The organism is Rubripirellula reticaptiva (assembly GCF_007860175.1).
In the GTDB taxonomy this organism is placed as follows: Bacteria; Planctomycetota; Planctomycetia; order Pirellulales; family Pirellulaceae; genus Rubripirellula; species Rubripirellula reticaptiva.
Genome location: NZ_SJPX01000004.1, coordinates 84,417 through 102,412 on the forward strand (window position 1 = coordinate 84,417; position 17,996 = coordinate 102,412).

Annotated in this window: 15 protein-coding genes and 1 tRNA gene; all 16 read right to left on the reverse strand. The window is 56.1% G+C overall.

Features of this window, described 5'->3' with window-relative positions; translation table 11 throughout:
- Positions 1–663: 663 nt before the first annotated feature.
- Positions 664–1,953 (reverse strand): outer membrane protein assembly factor BamB family protein, encoded by a 1,290-nt coding sequence (locus tag Poly59_RS17410; protein ID WP_186776351.1) that lies wholly within the window; start codon positions 1,951–1,953, stop codon positions 664–666.
- A 41-nt stretch (positions 1,954–1,994) separates the two neighbouring features.
- Complete coding sequence (locus Poly59_RS17415) at positions 1,995–4,964, reverse strand: DUF7133 domain-containing protein (protein ID WP_186776352.1); 2,970 nt, start codon at positions 4,962–4,964, stop codon at positions 1,995–1,997.
- Between the two features lie 94 nt (positions 4,965–5,058).
- Positions 5,059–7,089, reverse strand: coding sequence for a nucleoside hydrolase (locus tag Poly59_RS17420; RefSeq protein WP_146535416.1), 2,031 nt, complete (start codon positions 7,087–7,089; stop codon positions 5,059–5,061).
- On the reverse strand, positions 7,086–7,292 hold the full coding sequence (locus Poly59_RS29985; protein WP_222436128.1) for a hypothetical protein: 207 nt from the start codon (positions 7,290–7,292) through the stop codon (positions 7,086–7,088). Before Poly59_RS29985 ends, Poly59_RS17420 begins: the two co-directional genes overlap by 4 nt.
- Positions 7,293–7,361: 69 nt before the next feature.
- Positions 7,362–7,673, reverse strand: a complete 312-nt coding sequence (locus Poly59_RS29990) for a hypothetical protein (protein ID WP_222436129.1) — start codon at positions 7,671–7,673, stop codon at positions 7,362–7,364.
- Between the two features lie 38 nt (positions 7,674–7,711).
- Positions 7,712–8,374: a hypothetical protein gene (locus Poly59_RS29635; protein ID WP_186776353.1), complete on the reverse strand. Its 663-nt coding sequence runs from the start codon at positions 8,372–8,374 to the stop codon at positions 7,712–7,714.
- Positions 8,375–8,752: 378 nt separating this feature from the next.
- Entirely contained in the window at positions 8,753–9,406 is a 654-nt protein-coding gene (locus tag Poly59_RS17435; protein ID WP_146535418.1) for a hypothetical protein, read from the reverse strand.
- Positions 9,399–10,052 (reverse strand): hypothetical protein, encoded by a 654-nt coding sequence (locus Poly59_RS17440; protein ID WP_146535419.1) that lies wholly within the window; start codon positions 10,050–10,052, stop codon positions 9,399–9,401. Before Poly59_RS17440 ends, Poly59_RS17435 begins: the two co-directional genes overlap by 8 nt.
- A gap of 936 nt (positions 10,053–10,988) precedes the next feature.
- Positions 10,989–11,297, reverse strand: a complete 309-nt coding sequence (locus Poly59_RS17445) for a VF530 family protein (protein WP_146535420.1) — start codon at positions 11,295–11,297, stop codon at positions 10,989–10,991.
- A gap of 426 nt (positions 11,298–11,723) precedes the next feature.
- A tRNA-Asn gene (locus Poly59_RS17450) sits at positions 11,724–11,796 on the reverse strand.
- A gap of 80 nt (positions 11,797–11,876) precedes the next feature.
- Complete coding sequence (locus tag Poly59_RS17455; RefSeq protein ID WP_146536064.1) at positions 11,877–12,491, reverse strand: hypothetical protein; 615 nt, start codon at positions 12,489–12,491, stop codon at positions 11,877–11,879.
- A gap of 104 nt (positions 12,492–12,595) precedes the next feature.
- Entirely contained in the window at positions 12,596–13,048 is a 453-nt protein-coding gene (locus tag Poly59_RS17460; protein ID WP_146535421.1) for a YkgJ family cysteine cluster protein, read from the reverse strand.
- A 25-nt stretch (positions 13,049–13,073) separates the two neighbouring features.
- Complete coding sequence (locus Poly59_RS17465; protein WP_186776354.1) at positions 13,074–14,237, reverse strand: aminotransferase class V-fold PLP-dependent enzyme; 1,164 nt, start codon at positions 14,235–14,237, stop codon at positions 13,074–13,076.
- A 7-nt stretch (positions 14,238–14,244) separates the two neighbouring features.
- The gene (locus tag Poly59_RS17470) at positions 14,245–14,694 is read right to left on the reverse strand and encodes a molybdenum cofactor biosynthesis protein MoaE (protein WP_246151738.1); all 450 of its coding nucleotides are present in this window, start codon (positions 14,692–14,694) and stop codon (positions 14,245–14,247) included.
- A 29-nt stretch (positions 14,695–14,723) separates the two neighbouring features.
- Positions 14,724–14,972, reverse strand: a complete 249-nt coding sequence (locus Poly59_RS17475) for a MoaD/ThiS family protein (RefSeq protein WP_146535423.1) — start codon at positions 14,970–14,972, stop codon at positions 14,724–14,726.
- Complete coding sequence (locus tag Poly59_RS17480; protein ID WP_146535424.1) at positions 14,969–17,962, reverse strand: FAD-binding oxidoreductase; 2,994 nt, start codon at positions 17,960–17,962, stop codon at positions 14,969–14,971. Before Poly59_RS17480 ends, Poly59_RS17475 begins: the two co-directional genes overlap by 4 nt.
- Between the last annotated feature and the right edge of the window lie 34 nt (positions 17,963–17,996).

Consider the following 17,996-nt stretch of genomic DNA (forward strand, 5'->3'; position numbering starts at 1 on the left):
GGCACCATCTCATCGCTGCCCAGAAGCCACAGATCTCGCTCTCATAAGTCTGGCAAAGGTCTCTGCGATCCACCGCATTCGGTCAACTCAATCGTGTTAACCGAGACCCAAGTGTCAAACAGAAAAGCAGAGACATTTCGCGGTTGGGTCCGGGGTCCGAAGCCAATCGGTAGGGTTCGCCCCGCCACCCCGGACTTCTAGACAGAAACAGAGACCGCGGCAAATTCCACCCACCGCGTCGTTTCACCGCAAAAAACGCGGTCAAAACGAAAAACGCCCGCTGGCCGACATGCGACCACGGGCGTTAACTGGTTTGCGAGAGCTTTCGCGATTTCAAAATCAGCTCCCCGATCCCGACCGTCTCCGGAAAGAGTCTCTGTTGTAGGAATTTCGTAAGCCCGTATCTGCATCCGGATTACAGCAAATCCGTCCGGTTCGGTCGAGGCTGTTTGCGACTCGGTCGGCTGCGGAGTTTTTCTGGTCGGGATAACAGTGATCTGTTCACCGGGAGTCGATTTGTCTTTTTGAAAAGACCAGCCGCTGTTTGGTTAACAGGTGGCGACTCCGTTGCAAGTGTCTGGGGCGTTGCTGCTTTTTTGCGTTAGGTATCAGCAACTTGGGTCATTCGATTCGGGAAGGCCGACTTTGCTCGGTTCGATGACTTCATTTCGGCAGCTTCAGGCAGATAATCTGGCCATCGCGATCTTTGCAATATATTCGTCCGTTGCTCAGCGCGACATGTGGCCATGCATCAGAATTGCCAAGGCGTTTCAGTGAAGCAAGCTCGGTGTATTTCTCTGGCGAGCGATCAGCCAGTTCGACAAGTGATAGATCGCCATCGCCTGCCCAAACAACTAGGCGTCCATCAGCAGTAGCAATGCATGACCCTGCGTCACCACACGTTCCGCCCCGCCAAATGATTTGTCCGGTTTCGAAGTCCAGGCAGAAAAGGTTCTGCCACGCCCAGTAAACATGACCGTTGTGAATCAATGGAGTGCAAACCTTGGAAGCCGCTTTCTGCTCCCACAGGAGTTCGGCTCCCCGTAGGGTGATCCGCAGTTTGGCGATCTTGTTCTGGTTGTAGGCTGAAGTTAACAGGACACAATCATCGTCAACGGAGACCGACGCAATGTTGTTGGCGAATGATGTGATCCACGGATAAGTCGCAACGGTATGTCCCTCGCTACCGCGATCCATTCGCGCCACTAGCAATCCATCATGATTGTGAACCGCGACGCACGGCATACCTTCGACTGTCATCTGCACCGGACCAGCGTTGTGACCGGCGGACGCATTCGATTGAGATGCCCATGCCTGTTTGCCAGTATGTTTATCAAATGCGATCAAGTTCCCCTGCTTTGCTCCCACTTCGACAATCAGCCAGTCACCATGAATCAGCGGCGAAGACGTGTAGCCATAATCTCGCAATCCGCTTCGTCCGACCTTGGGACGTTGTGGCACGTCAAACGTGTCATAAAGGTTAATGTTCCAAACGCGTCGTCCCTTGGAATGTGTATTCCAGCAGTTCAAGTCTCCGTCCGTACTCAACGTGTATAGAAGGCCGGTTTCAGTATCGAATTCGGGCGTTGATGAAGGCCCGGAATACAAGCCCTCGTCGCCAGTCGCAAGCCGGCCATATTTCGGGCACGGATAACTCTTTCGCCATACTTCCTTGCCCGACATCGCATCGAGACAAACGACGTGGTCCTGATCTTGTTGCCATCCCATCGTGAAGAGCTGTCCGTTGACGACGAGTGGTGACGACGCGCCTTCGGGAACTTGCACGCGCCAACTTTCGTGAAGAGGCCATTTTGTGTCGTTCCATCCCGACGACTCCGCAACGCTGTCACTGCGTTCGGCACCGCGCCAGTGTGGCCAGTCCTCTCCGCAAATCGGCCCCGCGATCAGGCAGATGAGTACGCAGAATGCCACATGTCGTATGGATCGAATCATTCGCATGTCCATAGAATCGTTGGTTGAGTTGCGGTTGAACTTCACTGAGCTTTGCTCGCTGACGATAGTCGTGTGCCGGAGATGGGTAGTTCCATTGAGCCGTCCGGCAGTTGCCAGCCGACGGCCAGGCAGTCGTCAGACGTATCGTCAACTTGGATTGCTTCAATGTAGTACCGCTTACCTGCCTCCAGATGAATGGGTTGCGACTTTTGTTCCGCGTACTTCTCCCAGATGCGTGACGGTGTCCAACGATTCATCTTGATGATGCGAGACTTGGCCGCAGGATCTTCGGATGGACTCAACCACAACTCCGCAAAGTCGTCTGCGGCCATCGAGAAAACGTAGTCACCCGTTTGTGGCGGGTGAATGAACCCGCGGATTCGAGTGCCAAAGTGCTCCTTCCAATTGACGGGCGACTCGAACCGAGTCAATAAACCGGTGCCCGCGGGCGCGTCGGGATAGTCGGCGTGAGCAGTTAAACTAGTGAGTCCTCCGACGGGAAGGTCGAGCCAGAACTCGCGAGAAATCACACCGGTGGGAAGTCCTTGTCGTATTGCTTCCTCGTCTTCGGTGCAGAGGAACGCGACGAGATCCTGAAGCTTTTCAGGGCCGAGCTTGTCGAAGCCGGTTGGCATCAACGAAACGGAACTGGCACGGAGGTCTTCCACTTCATTTCGATCGACACGATGCAGTTTGGCGGCGGCATCAACCAGCGTGATGTGCTGTTGGTTTGCCGACTGCAACAGTCCTGTCAACGCTCGGCCTGAATCTGTCAGCACCACGTAGCTTACGTAGTCCGGATTGATGGCAGCGTTGGGTTCGACAATGTCACGCAGGACAGCTTCGGGTGATCGACGCACAGAAACGGTCAGATCCGCAGCCACCTTTCCACCGCGACCTGCGAACGTATGACAGACAGCACATTTTGCTTCATCGCCGAAAAAGAGTTCACGTCCCTTCACGGGATCGCCAGCGATCAGAGCGGAGACGGTGTCGAGCGTTTCGTCCGCTGGAGACCGGATCGTGGGTGCCCACGGTACAAACAGATGATCCAGCCGCAGGGGCCGCTCGTGCGGATCAAAGTCGGCGTGATACGACACGTCGAGCTTCAAAGCTTCGCCAGTTGCACCGGTTTGCACAATCACTTCCAGCTCGACTTCTTCACTGGGCAAAACTTGTTCGCGCCCACCGCGTGGATCAGTTTCGCGTCGCGGTTGTTTAGCTTCGATTGTAAATTCGGCAACATGGCCAGCCCCGTCAGCGGCGGACTTCGTCGCGACGTCGTTGCACTTGACTGTAAACGTGTTGTTCGCTTCCCAACGGAACGTCACGCTATTTCCCGGCAGCAAAAGCCGTGACCGCAGTACCAGCGTTCCCGGTTGCTGCAACAACTTTCTGATCCGCTGATGTTCTGCGGAACCGGCCATCATTGTTTCAATCACATTCGTATCAACATGCGGAAGCCAACCGGTCCAGGTTGGTCGCGCATCGCCCTGTCGCGTCCATTCGCCCTGAACACCGCCAAGATCAAAAGACAGTTCAATATCGCTGGCGTCAGTGTCGCGGTTTTTATCGCTAGACGTGACTCCGGGAAGCACTACACCGTACCGAGTTCGCCACGGTTGTCCGGTGGTAGTGAGCGTCACAGTGCGACCGTCGTCCGAGACGGAAACGGCACCGACGTTCAACGGACGTCGCAGCGCATCCTTTTCCTGCTTGACAACGTCATAGCCGGGCCAGATCCATTCGTGACGATCGCCCTCCCAGACGAAGTCGCCCATCTCGATCTGCGGTGTCTTGAGTTGCTGCGGATTAATCGGACGATCAAAGGCGACCTTCACTTCCAACGGGCTAGCCGACCATGCAGCTACCGGTTGTGGCTGAGTTGCATCAAAACTGATTTTGTAGAGATGTCCGTTGGCGGCTGGTCCCGAACCCCAATCAGGTTTGCCGCCGTGGCACGTCACCAGCAAGTCGCCGTTGGGCGAAATGGCGATATCGGTCGGCAGCGATTCAAAGGCTGCGAACTGAACCTGCTTCCCGATGTAGCCAGCACGCGATTTGGCAAGCGGAACTCGCCACAGCTTGCCACGCGAAAAGCCCGTGACGATGGCGTTGCCTTCCCAGTGCGGTGGCCCAACCGGCTTGCGATGTGATCGCAATTCGTTGAATCGGAAACCGCATGTCGACTGGTGCTGTGGTGAGAAGTCAACAACCGCTGGCTCGTCGACTACGCTGGGCAGATATTTCGGATGTCGGAACGGAAAACCGTAGTGGCGACCGCGAATGATTTGCAGCAGTTCGTCGCGAGGATTGCCGCCGGGGAACCACGTATCCCCTTCCTGATCGGTGGCAAACAGGTCGCCGTGTTTGTTGAAGTCCAGACCGATGACGAATCGCAATCCGGTCGCGACGATTTCTCGTTGCTTTCGATCAGCGGAAACTTTCAGGATCGTACCCCGTTCGCTCGTAATGTCGTATTTGGATTGCCCTTTGCTATCTAGCAACCACGCCTTGTTATAGGACATACATCCAAGACTGAAATACAAGTTGCCGTCGCCATCAATCGCTACGCCCGCTGCATCGTTGCGAGTGTCGCTGTTGTGAGTCTCACTGGCCCAGCCCGAGACAACCGCTTCGCTGGTGTCTGCGAGTCCATCGCCGTTCGTATCTTTCAACAGAGCAATTTTGCCTCGAGCCGCAACGTAAAGCCCTTCCTTCGCCGCGAGGATTCCGACGGGAGTCAACAAATCTCCCGGCTTTGCCCAGAACAGCTCCGCCGTGTCTTCCAGACCATCCCCGTCCGTGTCCGTCAACACATGAACTCGGCCATTGTAACCGGCAGCATAGAGTCGACCGTCTGGGCCGTTGTCGACGCTGTCCACGTTCGTCAGGCTCACCGGCAGTTGCCGGATCGTAAGTCCCGGCACAAGTGCTTTCACCTGCGGCTCTTCAGCCGCAGATGCCAACGCCGGATAAAGTGCCACGCTTGCAGCGAAACCAGCACGCATCAAACTTCGGCTGAAGGAACCGAGTGGAAATACAAATGGATTCATCATCGTTTACGGTTTGCCTGTTGATTGCTCGCAAGAGTGTTCATCAATTTCATTCCTCCGACCGCAGCACAAAACTTGCATTGACCGTGTTCCACGAATCATTGCTGTTCTTTCCGGTGAAGACCATCGTCCCATGCCGGCCGTCTTCACTTTGCCACTTCGTTGGAAAATTCCAGTAGAACGCGGAAACCTCAATGTGGCCGCTGCCCCAGTTGTCTTCATACGCAACCGTCGTCCACGGCCCCCACGGTTCCGCTGCATCGAACAGACCAAACTTCCCGGCGTGCGTGGCAGCGTGTTCGGTGGCCAGCAGGTAGCGATTGAGTCCCGAGTTGAAGCTGACGCTCACGTTCCAGCCGACGCCGTTGTCGTCTCGAAACACAGCCCGTTTCTCAGAGACGTCCGTTGACCACTTTGGCTTCTGTTGCGAATCGATTCCAGCGAAAAACTCATAGCGGTCGCGTTGGAGAATAGCATCTTGTGGCACGCGAGCGAGATGAATGCGTCCCGGTTGATGCACTTCGAATCCGAATTTACTGTCCGTCGGCGTCGTCGGCCCCCATGATGGTTCTATTAAGTAGCTGTAGACGTAGTCGTCTCCTGCACCGGCATTGTCGCGACCGAAATTCAGAAAGCTAGGAATCGTCAAACCGTCTGCAAACCGAAACGCCCAGTCCGCCTGCTGCCATGTTGCGCCGTGATCCGTCGACCGCGCGATTCGACATTCTCGAAGATGCGGTCCAGGTTGCGGCACCACCCACATGTAGAGATCGCTGCCGATCGAAATGATTCCGTAGCTCTTCCCGCCGAACCGCGCCGGGTGTTCCGGCTGATGCCCGCCCCAGACGTTCTTCGCTGTAAAATTGTCAGCGTCACCTTCGATCCGCGCAACACCCAGCGTAACACGCCCGTTGGAATTACTGCCACCGAATCCGCCACCGTCGCCCCATGCGGTGTAGATGCTTCCGTCATCGGCCCATGTTGTCGGCCAATTGTCGCTGCCTTCGGCAAGTCGCTTGTGAGTCTTCCAGTCAAACTCAACTCGCTCAATCACCGGGCTGGGCAAATTCGGCTTTCCCAGTTTGGCGAACAAGTCGTTGTAGATCGCCGCTCGATCGAGCCCTACGGCAACTCGAACCGGATGGCGGTCTGCGGATGGTTGCCACGTTCCTTCGTCGGTCAACACGGGACTAGCGACGACTTCACTTTTGACCAACTCTTCGGGAGCGATCAGCCACGCGATGGTCGCGATGTCCCAAATCACTTTCTCCCATGGATTCTCGCCCGATCGAGGTTGCTTCTTGTTCGCGCCGGTTTCGGTGTAGTAGCGGTCAACGTTGTCGAACAACTTCGTAGCAATTGGCGATTTACCCTTCAACCCGATTTCGAGTTCCGGCAGCGTGATCGTCAACGACGCGGCGACATCACCGGCTGGAATATGGACCAGTGGCACGCGGCTATCAAATAGCACCTGAGCCGCGGCAATGTCTTGTTTCAAATTGAAGTCCAGCGCGTTATTCCAGTGATAGGGATGGCCGCCAATCCAAACGACAATAATCCGCTCTGCAATCGACGGTTCGATCAACAATGCTGAGGCAATGTTGGTCGCGGCACCGAGGCCCACGACATACAACCGTCCCTTGCGATCGGCCTTTGCCAATTCGATGATGCGTCGCACCGCCAGACTATCGGCAGGCGTGTGACGATCGACAAGAAAGCGTGTCGCACCGCGAAAGACAAAGTCCTTGTCCGGGTGTTCCAGGAGTTGGAGAACTCGATGCGTTTCCTGATAGCTCTGCTCCATTCCATCGCCTGCCGATTTCGAGCGATGATTAAGAAAGGGTGCAGCGCAAACGGCTTTGAGGTTGATACGCTCAGCAGACTGCAGCGCATACGCCAGCGCAAACTGGTCATCAACTTCGTTAAACATGTCGGAGTCAAGGACTATCTCAACGCGGCCACTGGCAGGATTCGGATGCGCCGCCCCGTCACGCACTTCATCTTCGTGCGTGACTGCGAGGGCCGGCGATGCGAATAGCAGCACCGAACACATCAGACCAATATGCACGTTTAAACTCATTTCGTTAGCACCTGCTTCGGATCATACTCAGCTCCCTTCGAGACTTGAGTCAGTGTCAAGCGGATCTTTGTTGGGAAGAAATTTTCATGGTCGGGGCGTTTGTGAGCGTGTCCCTGACCACCACTATCGTCTTTGATCACGAGATGGATTTCCTTGATGCCTTCGCTCCAGACGATGCCGTCGTTCTGCCAGAACTTCGTCATGTCGATGTCTTTTTCGTAAACGCCCGCTTCCTTATAGGCATCCGTGCCGATGCAGCCGTAGCCGCCGTTCTAACGTTTGTTCGGGATGTCGCAAACGCTCCATGTCGTTGGTTCGCCGCCCTTCGGTTTTTCCAACACTTCAAGACGGACATGCACAGTTCCGTTGCGGTAGTCGACGGGCACCGTCCAGTCTTTCGGACGTTCGGCGTTCAACATTGCCCCTTTGACGTAGTAGTGCGACTGGCTCGGTTTCGAATTATCCGCGTCGTCTTTGGTGAACGTAAATGTGATGTCGAACAGTTCGAATTGTTCAGCGCGAGCGATCGACGCACTCGACATGAGAAGAGCGAATAGCAGGATGGAGGTGCGGTGTCTTGTCATTTGTTACCGGTTCCGTACTTTGTTGTTATGAATACCAATCAACGGCACTCAAGGACGATGCGACGGTACCGAGCGAGTGAAGGAGTCCCGCCGTCAGAAACCTGCAGGATAACATGCAGCAACTTGCCGCGAGCGTTCGTCGGGACTTCTAACGTCGCTTTCGATGTCATGCTATCTTCCACTGCGACCTCGCCGTGATATGTGTCTGGTACCGGACAAACAAACCAGCCACGCGTCAGCTTGTCGCCATCTGGATCGCTCGTGCCGGCGGCGTCCAGCGTTAATTCGGCTCCGGGCGTTGCAGTGAGTCGCAGCACATCTTTTGTATCGTCGTTCTGGCAGTTTACGAACGGCGCATGATTCGCTTTGGCGAAGTCTTTTGCCACGCACCAGTCGAGTCTCGCGCGAAAGTCGTTTGGCAGGAGATTATCGCAGCGTGACGCCGTATTGTCGCGGTTCCCTGCCGCGTGCGGCCTGGGCCGTCCAAGGTACAGATGCGGAACTTTCGAACAAACGCGTCGTACTCGAACGGCTGAACGTTTCTGTTTCACCTCATCGAATGCTCGCAGCAAATGACTTGTCGAACCACTGTTGCGGCCCCCGTTGCCGTACCAAATCGGCCGCGAATCGTCACGATCGGCTGCAGCAATCAGCAGCTCTACGCCAGCATCCGCTGCGTTCCCGCCCGGTACCGGAACCATGGAATGGGGAGGGGAGACTTGCGAGGAAGTCTGTGAGGCGATTGTTCCTGTTCAGCAGTTCAACCGAGCTCAAAAGCAACTGGAGAAAACCGAATGTGCACGAACCAATCTGAAAGTCGTAAAAGGCCGGTGCTACTTACTCAGTGGGCTGTCGAAGTACAAATGCGGAGCGGCCTACTCGCGCAGCCCAACTCAAGTGAAGCCGGCCCTGACCGACAGCGTGGTACGCGCCGCCTCACAGCTCCAAGCCACCCTCCGTCGGCCGACGCGTTGCGAGTTCAACTTATTGTTCCGTCATGGTTTTGAAGTTGCCGACGCGATGCCTAACGACCTACGTCAATGAAGCTCTCACGCGAGTCCCTCAGAACCGCATCTTGTTCAAAGCGGCGTTGGTTCTTGCTGCTCGTCGATCCAAACCTGCATGCCCGGGCCAGGGCCATCAGGCCTCTCTAAGAAACCCTTGAAAGGCTTCTCGCTGCGTGGCAACTCGAATTGACGTCGAAACAGTTCCCAGGGCGGGGCACCTCCGTACTGTCTGAGCGTTGAGAAGCCGTATCCGCTGTAGGAGCTCCCAAATCCCCAGTCTTTGGGGCGTGTTGCCTGCAAGAAGAGTTCATCATCGAGCCAGACTTCGTGTCGGCTTTCATCGCCGCTACGATCCACACGGAACTGAATTTTGTGCTTGCCAAAACCGATTGGCTTTCGCAGTTCGGCATCCGGTAAGGTATTCGCGTCCTCAGAGATTCCCTCGAGGGCCATACAAACTGAATAGTGCTTTCCATTGGGAACCCATATTTCACCGTCCATATCATCGGTCCACTCGGGGTTTCTTCCGATCGTCGTCAACTTGGACGGATCGTCGACGATCAATTCGCGAGTGAGGCTCCGCAGCCCTGGTAGCTGAACGGCAAGTTTCTGCGTGGCCAGTTCGGTTCGATAGCAAGCCAGCCATACCGCGATTGCGACCATCAGTAATAGGATGGCTAAAAGGCTAACCTGCGGCCGGCGGCGTTTTCGTCTGGAATCATTCACTTTGCGTATGCTCCTGATCGTACGACACAAACGCTTCCGGTGTTCCGTAAAGCATTTGAAAGAAGGGTTCCTCCGTGTATTGCTTCGCTAGGGTTTCACCAACTTGCTGCGTAAAATCAACTCGCAATGATTCCGGAATACGAATCGTCAAAAAGTTCAACACCTGTGTTGTGTCAAGTGTCAAGTCGGCGGCGGTGGCCAAAACATCCAGTTCAAGTTCGTTCCAATGCTGGTTCACAAACTCCAGCACTGGCTTGCGATCGAAATCACGTCGACCGTACCCCATACGCTCGATGATGTGCGCTCTCAACACCCCGTCGCGAACATCAAATCGACAGCGAATGAGGTAGGTGTCATCGTTGACGAAGGTCGAACTGCCGCACTTTTTTGGCCTGCCAAACCCAGACCGTTCCTCTAGCTCCACGTTGGTGGGGCAGTAGCAATGCCAAAGAAAGTGCTTCGGATCGTCGGTCTTCACACGCTTGATCAAAAATTTGGATTTGTCTTTGACCTCCAATAATCCGTACGGCTGTGCCAATCGTGAATGCTCGGCCTGTACGATTGTTAAATTTCGTTGCTTGCGCACCAGTTGCACCACACCAACGACAATCACCAACAGGAGTAAGACGTTGATGATACGTTGCATGGTACTCTTAGCTGGACAGCGTTAAGTTCGGGTGACGATTGAGCATCTAGTCGAGTATTCGCCACGACTTATCTCCGTTGACAGCGAGGCAAAAAAATACGACCCTCCTTGTTCATTTTGTTTCACAACGGAATCACAGAAGGCCGTCTCATGTCGATCGAGGATATAGTATGGCTGGGGAAATTGCTCGGTAAATTTCTCTGATTGTTTCGCTCGCGGCGAAGGACCCCAGCGAAGTACGCAACCTTGCCAAATACTCGCCCAGCTTCACGCAGCAGCGGACGCAATCTTACAAGACCCGTGATGGCTCGCGCGGCCCGCAAGACTGAGAAATCAAAGGGCACGCGTGTTGGTGGAAAACCAAAACATCAAAGCTAGTCAGCGGGCAATGTACTCTGATCGTCGCGAGAAACGTTCTGGCCGACGAGGTGAAATGCTTTCCTTCCAATCGAGTCTCGCAACGAGTTGGCTGGACGCTTCGACGGATTCTGCGAGTCGCTTTTGGAAGATGGCCCATCGAAGGTTGCTTCCGCGAAGCAAAGGAGGAGTTGAGACCGGATCATTTCGCGTTCCGTGGCTGGCGTTGCATTCACCGACATCTGTGCGCGGCGATTCTCAGCCACTTGTTCTGCACACGAACTTGACAAAGATTATCCGAAGCGAAGATGTCTTGAGCGGAGAACTATTGACGATGGAGCAGGTTCGCCGCGCGACGGATTTGGTAATCGAAACGATGGGGATGAGCTAACGCGACCGGGAGAAACAATTTGCTGATGAAGTGGCACTACAAAACTACTGCTTCCACCGCAATGCATCGGCGGCGAAGCCACACAAAACGGCTCGCTACAATCGTTATCGACTCCGACCGAATCAAGTCACTCGAGGTTTCACGCCCAGATGAGTAGAGCCCGAAACTTCATAGGTGACGCCGTCCAGCTAGTCTCGCCTCGCTCGATCCCACACACTGCCTGTCTCGCTCGTTCCTTCATCGGGATCAGCGTTGTTCTTGAAATGTCGCTCGTCGTAGCTGACCGAGTACAGATACAGTCGCTCCACTTTCGCTCGAGCCCAGTCTGTCTTGCGAAGGAATTTCAGACTGCTGCTGATGCTCGGCTCGTTGCGATACGAGGCGATGCTGATTCGCTCGCCCAAACGCTCCCAACCATATTCGGCGACCAAGTATTCAAGGATCGCCTTCAATGTGATGCCGTGCAGCGGGTTGTTGGGTTGGGGTGGCTGGTTCATTCTTGCTCGCTTGATGACGGGTCATCCGGCGAATCGAACTCGGTCTGGTCCGAATCGCCGCTTTGATTGGCGTAGGCCAAATGAGGATATTAGCCGAATGGCCCGCGAGCGAGGTCGGCAATCTGGCACACCTGGCTCGGCTTGCCGGGTGGCTCTCAATGTCTCTCTCGGAGAGACGATTTGTGTTAACGGGCGTGTCGGTGTTAACGGAGAGAGAGGGAGAGTTCTGGCGATCCCGGTGGGGGATCGACTTGGAAAGGGTACTTTCCCGAACGCTCGCGTGCGGCAATCAGAAACCAGCTCGTTAACGTCGGCGGGCAAAAAAGTGCCGTAAAACACGGCTTTAAACGCAAAAAGGCCGATGCGGGTGCATCGGCCTTTGGCGTTAAGTGGTGGGCAGCAGCATTTCGCTACTGTCCACGAAGGCTCCCCCGGCAGGACTCGAACCTGCGACAGGGTGATTAACAGTCACCTGCTCTACCGACTGAGCTACAGGGGAATTGGTTCCGGCGGCAATTTGCTGCTGGAAGCTAGGAATCTACTTAACGGGGGCGGACGTCGCAAGGGGAACTATTGAGTCTAGATTTCGGTTGTGGTGACCCGGATGTCGTCGAATTCGTTGAGGTCGTCGAACGATCCGATCCCGATTCGCCCGGCTCCGAAGGTTTTGTCGGAAATTTGCATGTGGGGCGTGGTCATGTCGTCGAAAAACAGGCAGATTTTTCCTGTTTCAATGTCGCGGGTTACCCGTACGGTATGCCATAGGTCGTCCCAGGGCGTCAATTTTGTGTTTTCGGTCAGCGCCAATCTGGGGGCCTCGTTGACGATCATGATTTGGCCGCTATGCGGGTCCGGTTTGGCACCGGCGTGGACGTAGTAGAAGTGTTGGTCGTCTTGGTAGCCAAAGAAAACGCAACAGTCGCGGTGGTTGCCAGTGTCTTTAGTGCTGCGGACCCGAAAAGTGATCTCGCAACTGCCGACTTGCAGGTCTTTGACCAGGGCGACGTGGCCGGGACTGCGGACGGGCGGCTTGTATTCGCTCTGGCGTTCGGTGATTTCGAGTGTCTTGTTGCCATCCCGCTCATTGAGTCGCCAGGTTGCTGGATCGAGGATCTCCCAGCGGCCAAGACCGCTTTCGAAGTCGTCCTGAAAGACGACCGTTGGTTCGGCGGCGGTCGTTGTTGCGGCAGCCAGGCAGATGACGGCAAGGGCAAGTATTTGTGGGATGTTTTTCATAACAGAATCTTAGTCGCTGGCGGGATCCGGGGGAGACGCAGGGGGGGGAGATGCGGTCGGGGTTAGACTGACTTTTTCTTTCGCTGGAACTCAATTTGGTCGAACGTGTACAGCTTGCCTTTGCCAGCGCCGGGGCAGACTTCGCAGGTTTCTTTCCAATCCTTGGGGCGTTTGAGTGTCGAGTCCCAGAACGGCCAGGTTCGGCACTGGACGGGGCGGGATGCATAGACGGAACATTTACGAGTGTCCGGGTCCAGCAAGATGCAGTCGCCGTCGGGATACTCGACCAAGCTTTGGGCGGCACCGACTTGGCGAACAAAACGGTGCGAGAAAACGTCGACGGCGAGATCCATTTCATCCGCCATCGCCTGGATTTCTTCGTCGTTGACCCAGACATATCCCGGCGCCCCGCTGCAGCAATCACCGCACTGGGTGCATTCGAATTGCAGGCCGTCTTCGTACCACGGCAATTGATTGACCTTGGACTTGGCGTGGCGTTTGTTCTTTTTGCTCATGGCTAGGTCGGTTGGGGGCAGGCAGTCACTGGGCCGCGGGCTGGACGATCTGTTGGATCGCGGCGACGACGGACTCGATTTCTTGGGTAGTGGTGGTGTGTCCGGCACTAATGCGCAGTGTACCTTCGGGGCTGGTACCGATGCAGTCGTGGATCAGCGCCGCGCAGTGTAGCCCGGCCCTCGTTTCGATGGCAAATTCCGAGTCCAAAATCATCGACAGGTCACTGGCAGAATAGTCGGGCGATGTGATGCTGGCGATCGGCAAATCGGATGAATTGGCATGCAAGGTGATGCCGCTAATTTTGCGAAGTGAGCGATGCAGCAGGCTTGCGGTTTTGGCAGCGTGGAGGGTTCGGTTGGCAAGTTCGTCTGGTGAAAGGGCTTTTAATGTTTCCAGCCAACCTGCGATCGCGGGGACGTTCAGATTGCCGGCTTCTAGCATCGTTGGCATCGAGCTTGGCATTTCTAGCGACTCGCTTTGGCTGCCCGTTCCGCCTTGGATCATTGGCACGATCTGATCGTGAATGCGAGGTGCCACATACAGGAAGCCCGTGCCGGCTGGACCGCCGGACGATTTGTGTCCGGGGGCGGCCAACATATCGATACAGCAATGGGCTGCATTGATGGCGATCGTGCCGAACGATTGGGCCGCATCACACAGGAAGATCGCCGAGTGATTGGCTAGTCGTTTGCCGACCGCTTCGACGGGCTGGATCGCGCCTGTCACGTTGCTGGCGGACGTCAGGGTGACGAGCCGCGTTTGGTCGGCCACTGCCGCGATCAGTTCGTCGGCATCGACACGGCCACCTGAGTCAGTCGGGACAATTGTCAATCGAACGTTGTGATTTCGTTGCCAATGGTGCAGCGGGCGCAGTACCGAATTGTGTTCGGCGGCCGTGGTGACGACATGGTCGCCCGGACGCAAGACGCCGTGGATCGCGGCGTTGAGCGCGGCGGTGCCGCTGGGTTGCAGTGAAACGCAGTCATCCGACGGCGCACCGATGATGGTGCCGAGGGTGTGCCGAGCCGAGGCGATGATGTTGCTGGATGCAACGGCCGAATCGTATCCGCCTCGTCCGGCCGTTGCACCGCAATGGCGAGCGAAGGAATCCATCGCGTCGAGGACAATGTCAGGTTTAGGCCACGAAGTCGCCGCGTGGTCCATGTAGATGCGTTTTCGCTGACTCATTCGATGTTTAAGCCTCGGGTGGTTCAGACGCCGGATGAACCCACTGTTGCTGGCCATTGGCATACGTTTCTCGTTTCCAAATCGCCACGTCCTGCTTCAGCGTGTCCATCATCCAAGGAAGTGCAGCGAACGAGTCGACACGGTGCGCGCTGCTGCAGCCGACCACGATACTGGCTTCGCCGATGGGAACGCTGCCGAGTCGATGGACGATGACAACGTGCGCGAGCGAGAATTTTTCGATCGCGTGGAAAGCGATCTGTTTGATTTGCTCGATCGCCATCGGGCGGTGGGCTTCGTAGTCGAGCGTTTGAGTGATCTGTTCGCCGGTGGTCCGCCGGGTCACACCGATGAACCATGCATGCGCGCCCACGTCGGGATCGCCAGTTTTTTCGGCGAGCGATAGCATGTCGATGGGCGTGTCGACCAGTTCGGTATAAATGCGGTGTGGGGAGGGCACTTTCGAGTCGCGAGCGTTTGTGATTAGTTTTAGCCGCCGCTGACAGGCGGGATCAGGGCGATGGTTGAGTCTTCGTCGATGATGGCTTGGTCGATCACGTATCGGTTATCGACGGCAAGTCGGCACGATGGGATCAGCGGCGATAGCTCGGGTGAGGCCATTTGTAGTGCGTCGAAAATCGCTCTCGCTTGGATTGGTTCGCGGACTTCGATTTCGACAACGTCTTTTCCGGCAAGTTGTTTGGCACCGGCGAACATTTGGATTTTCAGTTTGATCATGGTGATGGGCTGATTTCTTCTTCGATTTTTGGCATTCGGCCGTATGCGTAAGCGAGAAGTTTGAGCGGGTGGATCGTACTTTGGCCGCTGCCGTGTTCAATTTGCATTTTGCAGGCGCTGCATTCGGTAGTGGCAATCGAGACACGTGCCGACCTCATCGCCGAAATCAGCGGCCAGCCAATTCGCAGGCTGTTCCGATAGTTTTTTCGTTGCAGTCCCCACGTGCCAGCCATGCCGGTACAGCCGGCTTCGATCGGTTGAATTTCAATGCCGGGAACCAGTCTCAGCAATTGTGGACCAATTTGATGGGGATCGAGCACTCGCAGATGGCATGGTTGGTGATACGCGACACTGGCTTCGACGTTTTGGAATTCCAGCGACAATCGTTCGCCTTGATGCAGGCTCCACAGATACTGGCACGCTTCATGTGAGTGTTCGGCGACCAGGTGGGCGTCTTCATCGTCCAGCAAGTTCGGGTATTCGTGTTTTAGACAAAGTACCGCTGCGGGTTCGGTCGCTATCACGGTGTAGCCTTGGCGAACCGCATCGGCCAACAGTCGAACGTTTCGACGCGCGATCTTGCGAGCACCCTTAAGATCGCCGGACGTGATGCGAGCCATTCCCGAGCCAAGTTGAGCGAGCGGGACATAAATGCCAATGCCGTTTTGCTGCAGAATTTCGCCGAGTGCTCGTCCAATATCCGGGTCGTGATAGTTGGCGTAATGGTCGACAAAGTACAGGACTTTCAGGCCGCCTTGCGGCAACGGTTTGGTCCATCGTCGGCGATGGGCATGACGCAAAAAGGTTTCGCGAACGACCGGCGGTAACTCACGAGCCGCTGAGAGTCCGAACAGTTTTTCGGCGATCCAGCGCGGGAAACGCCCACGCATCATCATATTTGACAGCCAGGGAATCCGCGACGCCATCGCCGCGACCGTGTCGATGCGACCCATCAACAAGTCAGATACGGGCAGTCCATTGGTCGCGACGTACTGTGCTTTTAATTCGCCAACGATTTTGGGAATGTCGACCGATGCAGGACATTCGAGTCGGCATTGGTGGCAATTGAAACACAGATCGGCAATCTCCTTTGCATTTTCGGTGGCCAAGTCATCGACGCTCAATTGGCCGCTGATCACGCCGCGCAGCAAGTTTGCTTTGGCGCGGGGCGAAGCTTCTTCGCGTGGTGTAGCGCGAAAGACCGGGCATTGTCGTTCGCCCGGCGATGTCGTTCGGCAACGTCCGCACCCGTTACAACTGCGTGCAACGGAGGTGATCATGTGACCGGCGGGCCAGTTCTGTAGGACCTGCAGTTGCGGCACCGACCTGCCCTGCTCTTCCGCCGCGGCAACGATATGAGGTTGGTCGGCTTCGACGACGACACGATTGTCGACCGCGATTTCAATTGTCTGGTCGGCCGGGCGTAGGTTTTCGTTAGGTTTCTGTAGCACTGCGCCAAACAGTTTGCCGGGGTTCAGGCGGTGGTTCGGATCGAACAGCCGTTTGACCTGGCCCATCGCTTGCCAGAGGTCACCAAACTGGTTGGGCAGCAAGTACGAGCGGCTGAGCCCGGCGGCGTGTTCGACGCTGACTTGACCACCGTGAGCCCAAACGACTTCGGCGATTTGTTTGGAAAGCGAGTGCAGTCGTTTTCGGTCTTCGGCTTTTGATAGATCCAGAAACGGTCGTAGGTGCAGTTGCCCATGACCGACATGCGAAAAGAACGTTGCCGTCGCGTGATTTCGTTTCAGGGTGTCCTGGACGGCGGTGACAAAGTCGGGCAGTCGCTGGCTGGGAACCGAGACGTCTTCGATGAACGGAACTGGCGACTCGGTGCCCTTGAATCGATACTGGCGCGGGATGACGCGCCGTGAAAGTTGCCAGTAGAAGTCGCGTTCTTCTTGGTTGACTGTGCCCAGACTTGCGAACGCGGCATCGTGACCGGTCGACATGGATTCGCGTATGATGGCCAGTCGATCGTGCAAGTCGCGCAGCGATTCACCTTGGATTTCGACCAGCACCATCGCTTCGGCTTCGCGGGGCAACAGTTCGGCGAACCGAGGATCCGTGTCACGCGCGATCTGCAGCAGCCGCCGGTCCATCAGATCGCAGGCGACTAGTCCGTGACTTAGCGCCGCGACGGCGCTGCGGGCGGCCATGTCCAATCGATGATAGAAACAAAGTGCGACGCCACGGTGGGTCGCAATTGCTTCGGTGCGGACGGTTGCGTCGACGATGATGCCGAGTGTGCCTTGCGTGCCGACCATGAACTTGGCCAAGTCGACTCGTGGGTGAATGTTGTTGCGACCGGTCTCGACAACATCGTCGATTCGATAACCGCCACGCGACTTGGGGGATTCGCCGGATGCTTCGAGCAGCGACTTGAATTGGCTTTGGATTTCGGCGATGCCAAGCGCCAATCGGCCGGGCGTTCCCGCGTCATCGGTACTATGAACGGACAAGTCCAACAGTTCGCCTTGGACTGTGACGACTCGCATCGATTCGATCGTATCGCGAGCCGAGCCGCTGCGCAGATAGTGACTGCCCGATGCATTGGTGGCCAGAACACTGCCCATCGTCGTGACGCTGCGAGTGGCTGGGTCGGGGCCGAACCAACGTCCCTGGGGGCGGAGGGCGCGATTGACTTCGGCTAGGATGGCGCCACTTTGGACGACGACGCGAGTTCCATCGGGTGAAACTGAGATCCGCCGCATGTACCGCGAGAAGTCGATGACTAAACCGCCGCCGAGCGATTCGCCGGCAACACCGGAACCGGCACCGCGTGGGTGTAGTGAGATTTCGTGTTCGGCTGCGTAGTGGGCCGTTGCCATGACATCGGCGACAGTGCGAGGCCGAACGACGCCGAAAGGACTGATCTGATAGATGCTGGCGTCCGACGCATAGAGCTGCGTCATCAAGGGATCGCAAAAGACATCGCCACCGACAATGCCTCGCAAATCGTCTTGTACCCGTTGCCTATCAATGTCCATGGATTGTAGTTCGACCGCTCAGGGCGGATTCCGT

Coding starts and splice junctions, on each gene's coding strand:
- Poly59_RS29990 (WP_222436129.1), bottom strand. CDS start 7,673: ATGACAAGACACCGCACCTCCATCCTGCTATTCGCTCTTCTCATGTCG.
- Poly59_RS17480 (WP_146535424.1), bottom strand. CDS start 17,962: ATGGACATTGATAGGCAACGGGTACAAGACGATTTGCGAGGCATTGTC.
- Poly59_RS17420 (WP_146535416.1), bottom strand. CDS start 7,089: ATGAGTTTAAACGTGCATATTGGTCTGATGTGTTCGGTGCTGCTATTC.
- Poly59_RS17445 (WP_146535420.1), bottom strand. CDS start 11,297: ATGAACCAGCCACCCCAACCCAACAACCCGCTGCACGGCATCACATTG.
- Poly59_RS17440 (WP_146535419.1), bottom strand. CDS start 10,052: ATGCAACGTATCATCAACGTCTTACTCCTGTTGGTGATTGTCGTTGGT.
- Poly59_RS17410 (WP_186776351.1), bottom strand. CDS start 1,953: ATGATTCGATCCATACGACATGTGGCATTCTGCGTACTCATCTGCCTG.
- Poly59_RS17465 (WP_186776354.1), bottom strand. CDS start 14,237: ATGAGTCAGCGAAAACGCATCTACATGGACCACGCGGCGACTTCGTGG.
- Poly59_RS17415 (WP_186776352.1), bottom strand. CDS start 4,964: ATGCGTGCTGGTTTCGCTGCAAGCGTGGCACTTTATCCGGCGTTGGCA.
- Poly59_RS29985 (WP_222436128.1), bottom strand. CDS start 7,292: ATGACGAAGTTCTGGCAGAACGACGGCATCGTCTGGAGCGAAGGCATC.
- Poly59_RS29635 (WP_186776353.1), bottom strand. CDS start 8,374: ATGGTTCCGGTACCGGGCGGGAACGCAGCGGATGCTGGCGTAGAGCTG.
- Poly59_RS17460 (WP_146535421.1), bottom strand. CDS start 13,048: ATGAGCAAAAAGAACAAACGCCACGCCAAGTCCAAGGTCAATCAATTG.
- Poly59_RS17475 (WP_146535423.1), bottom strand. CDS start 14,972: ATGATCAAACTGAAAATCCAAATGTTCGCCGGTGCCAAACAACTTGCC.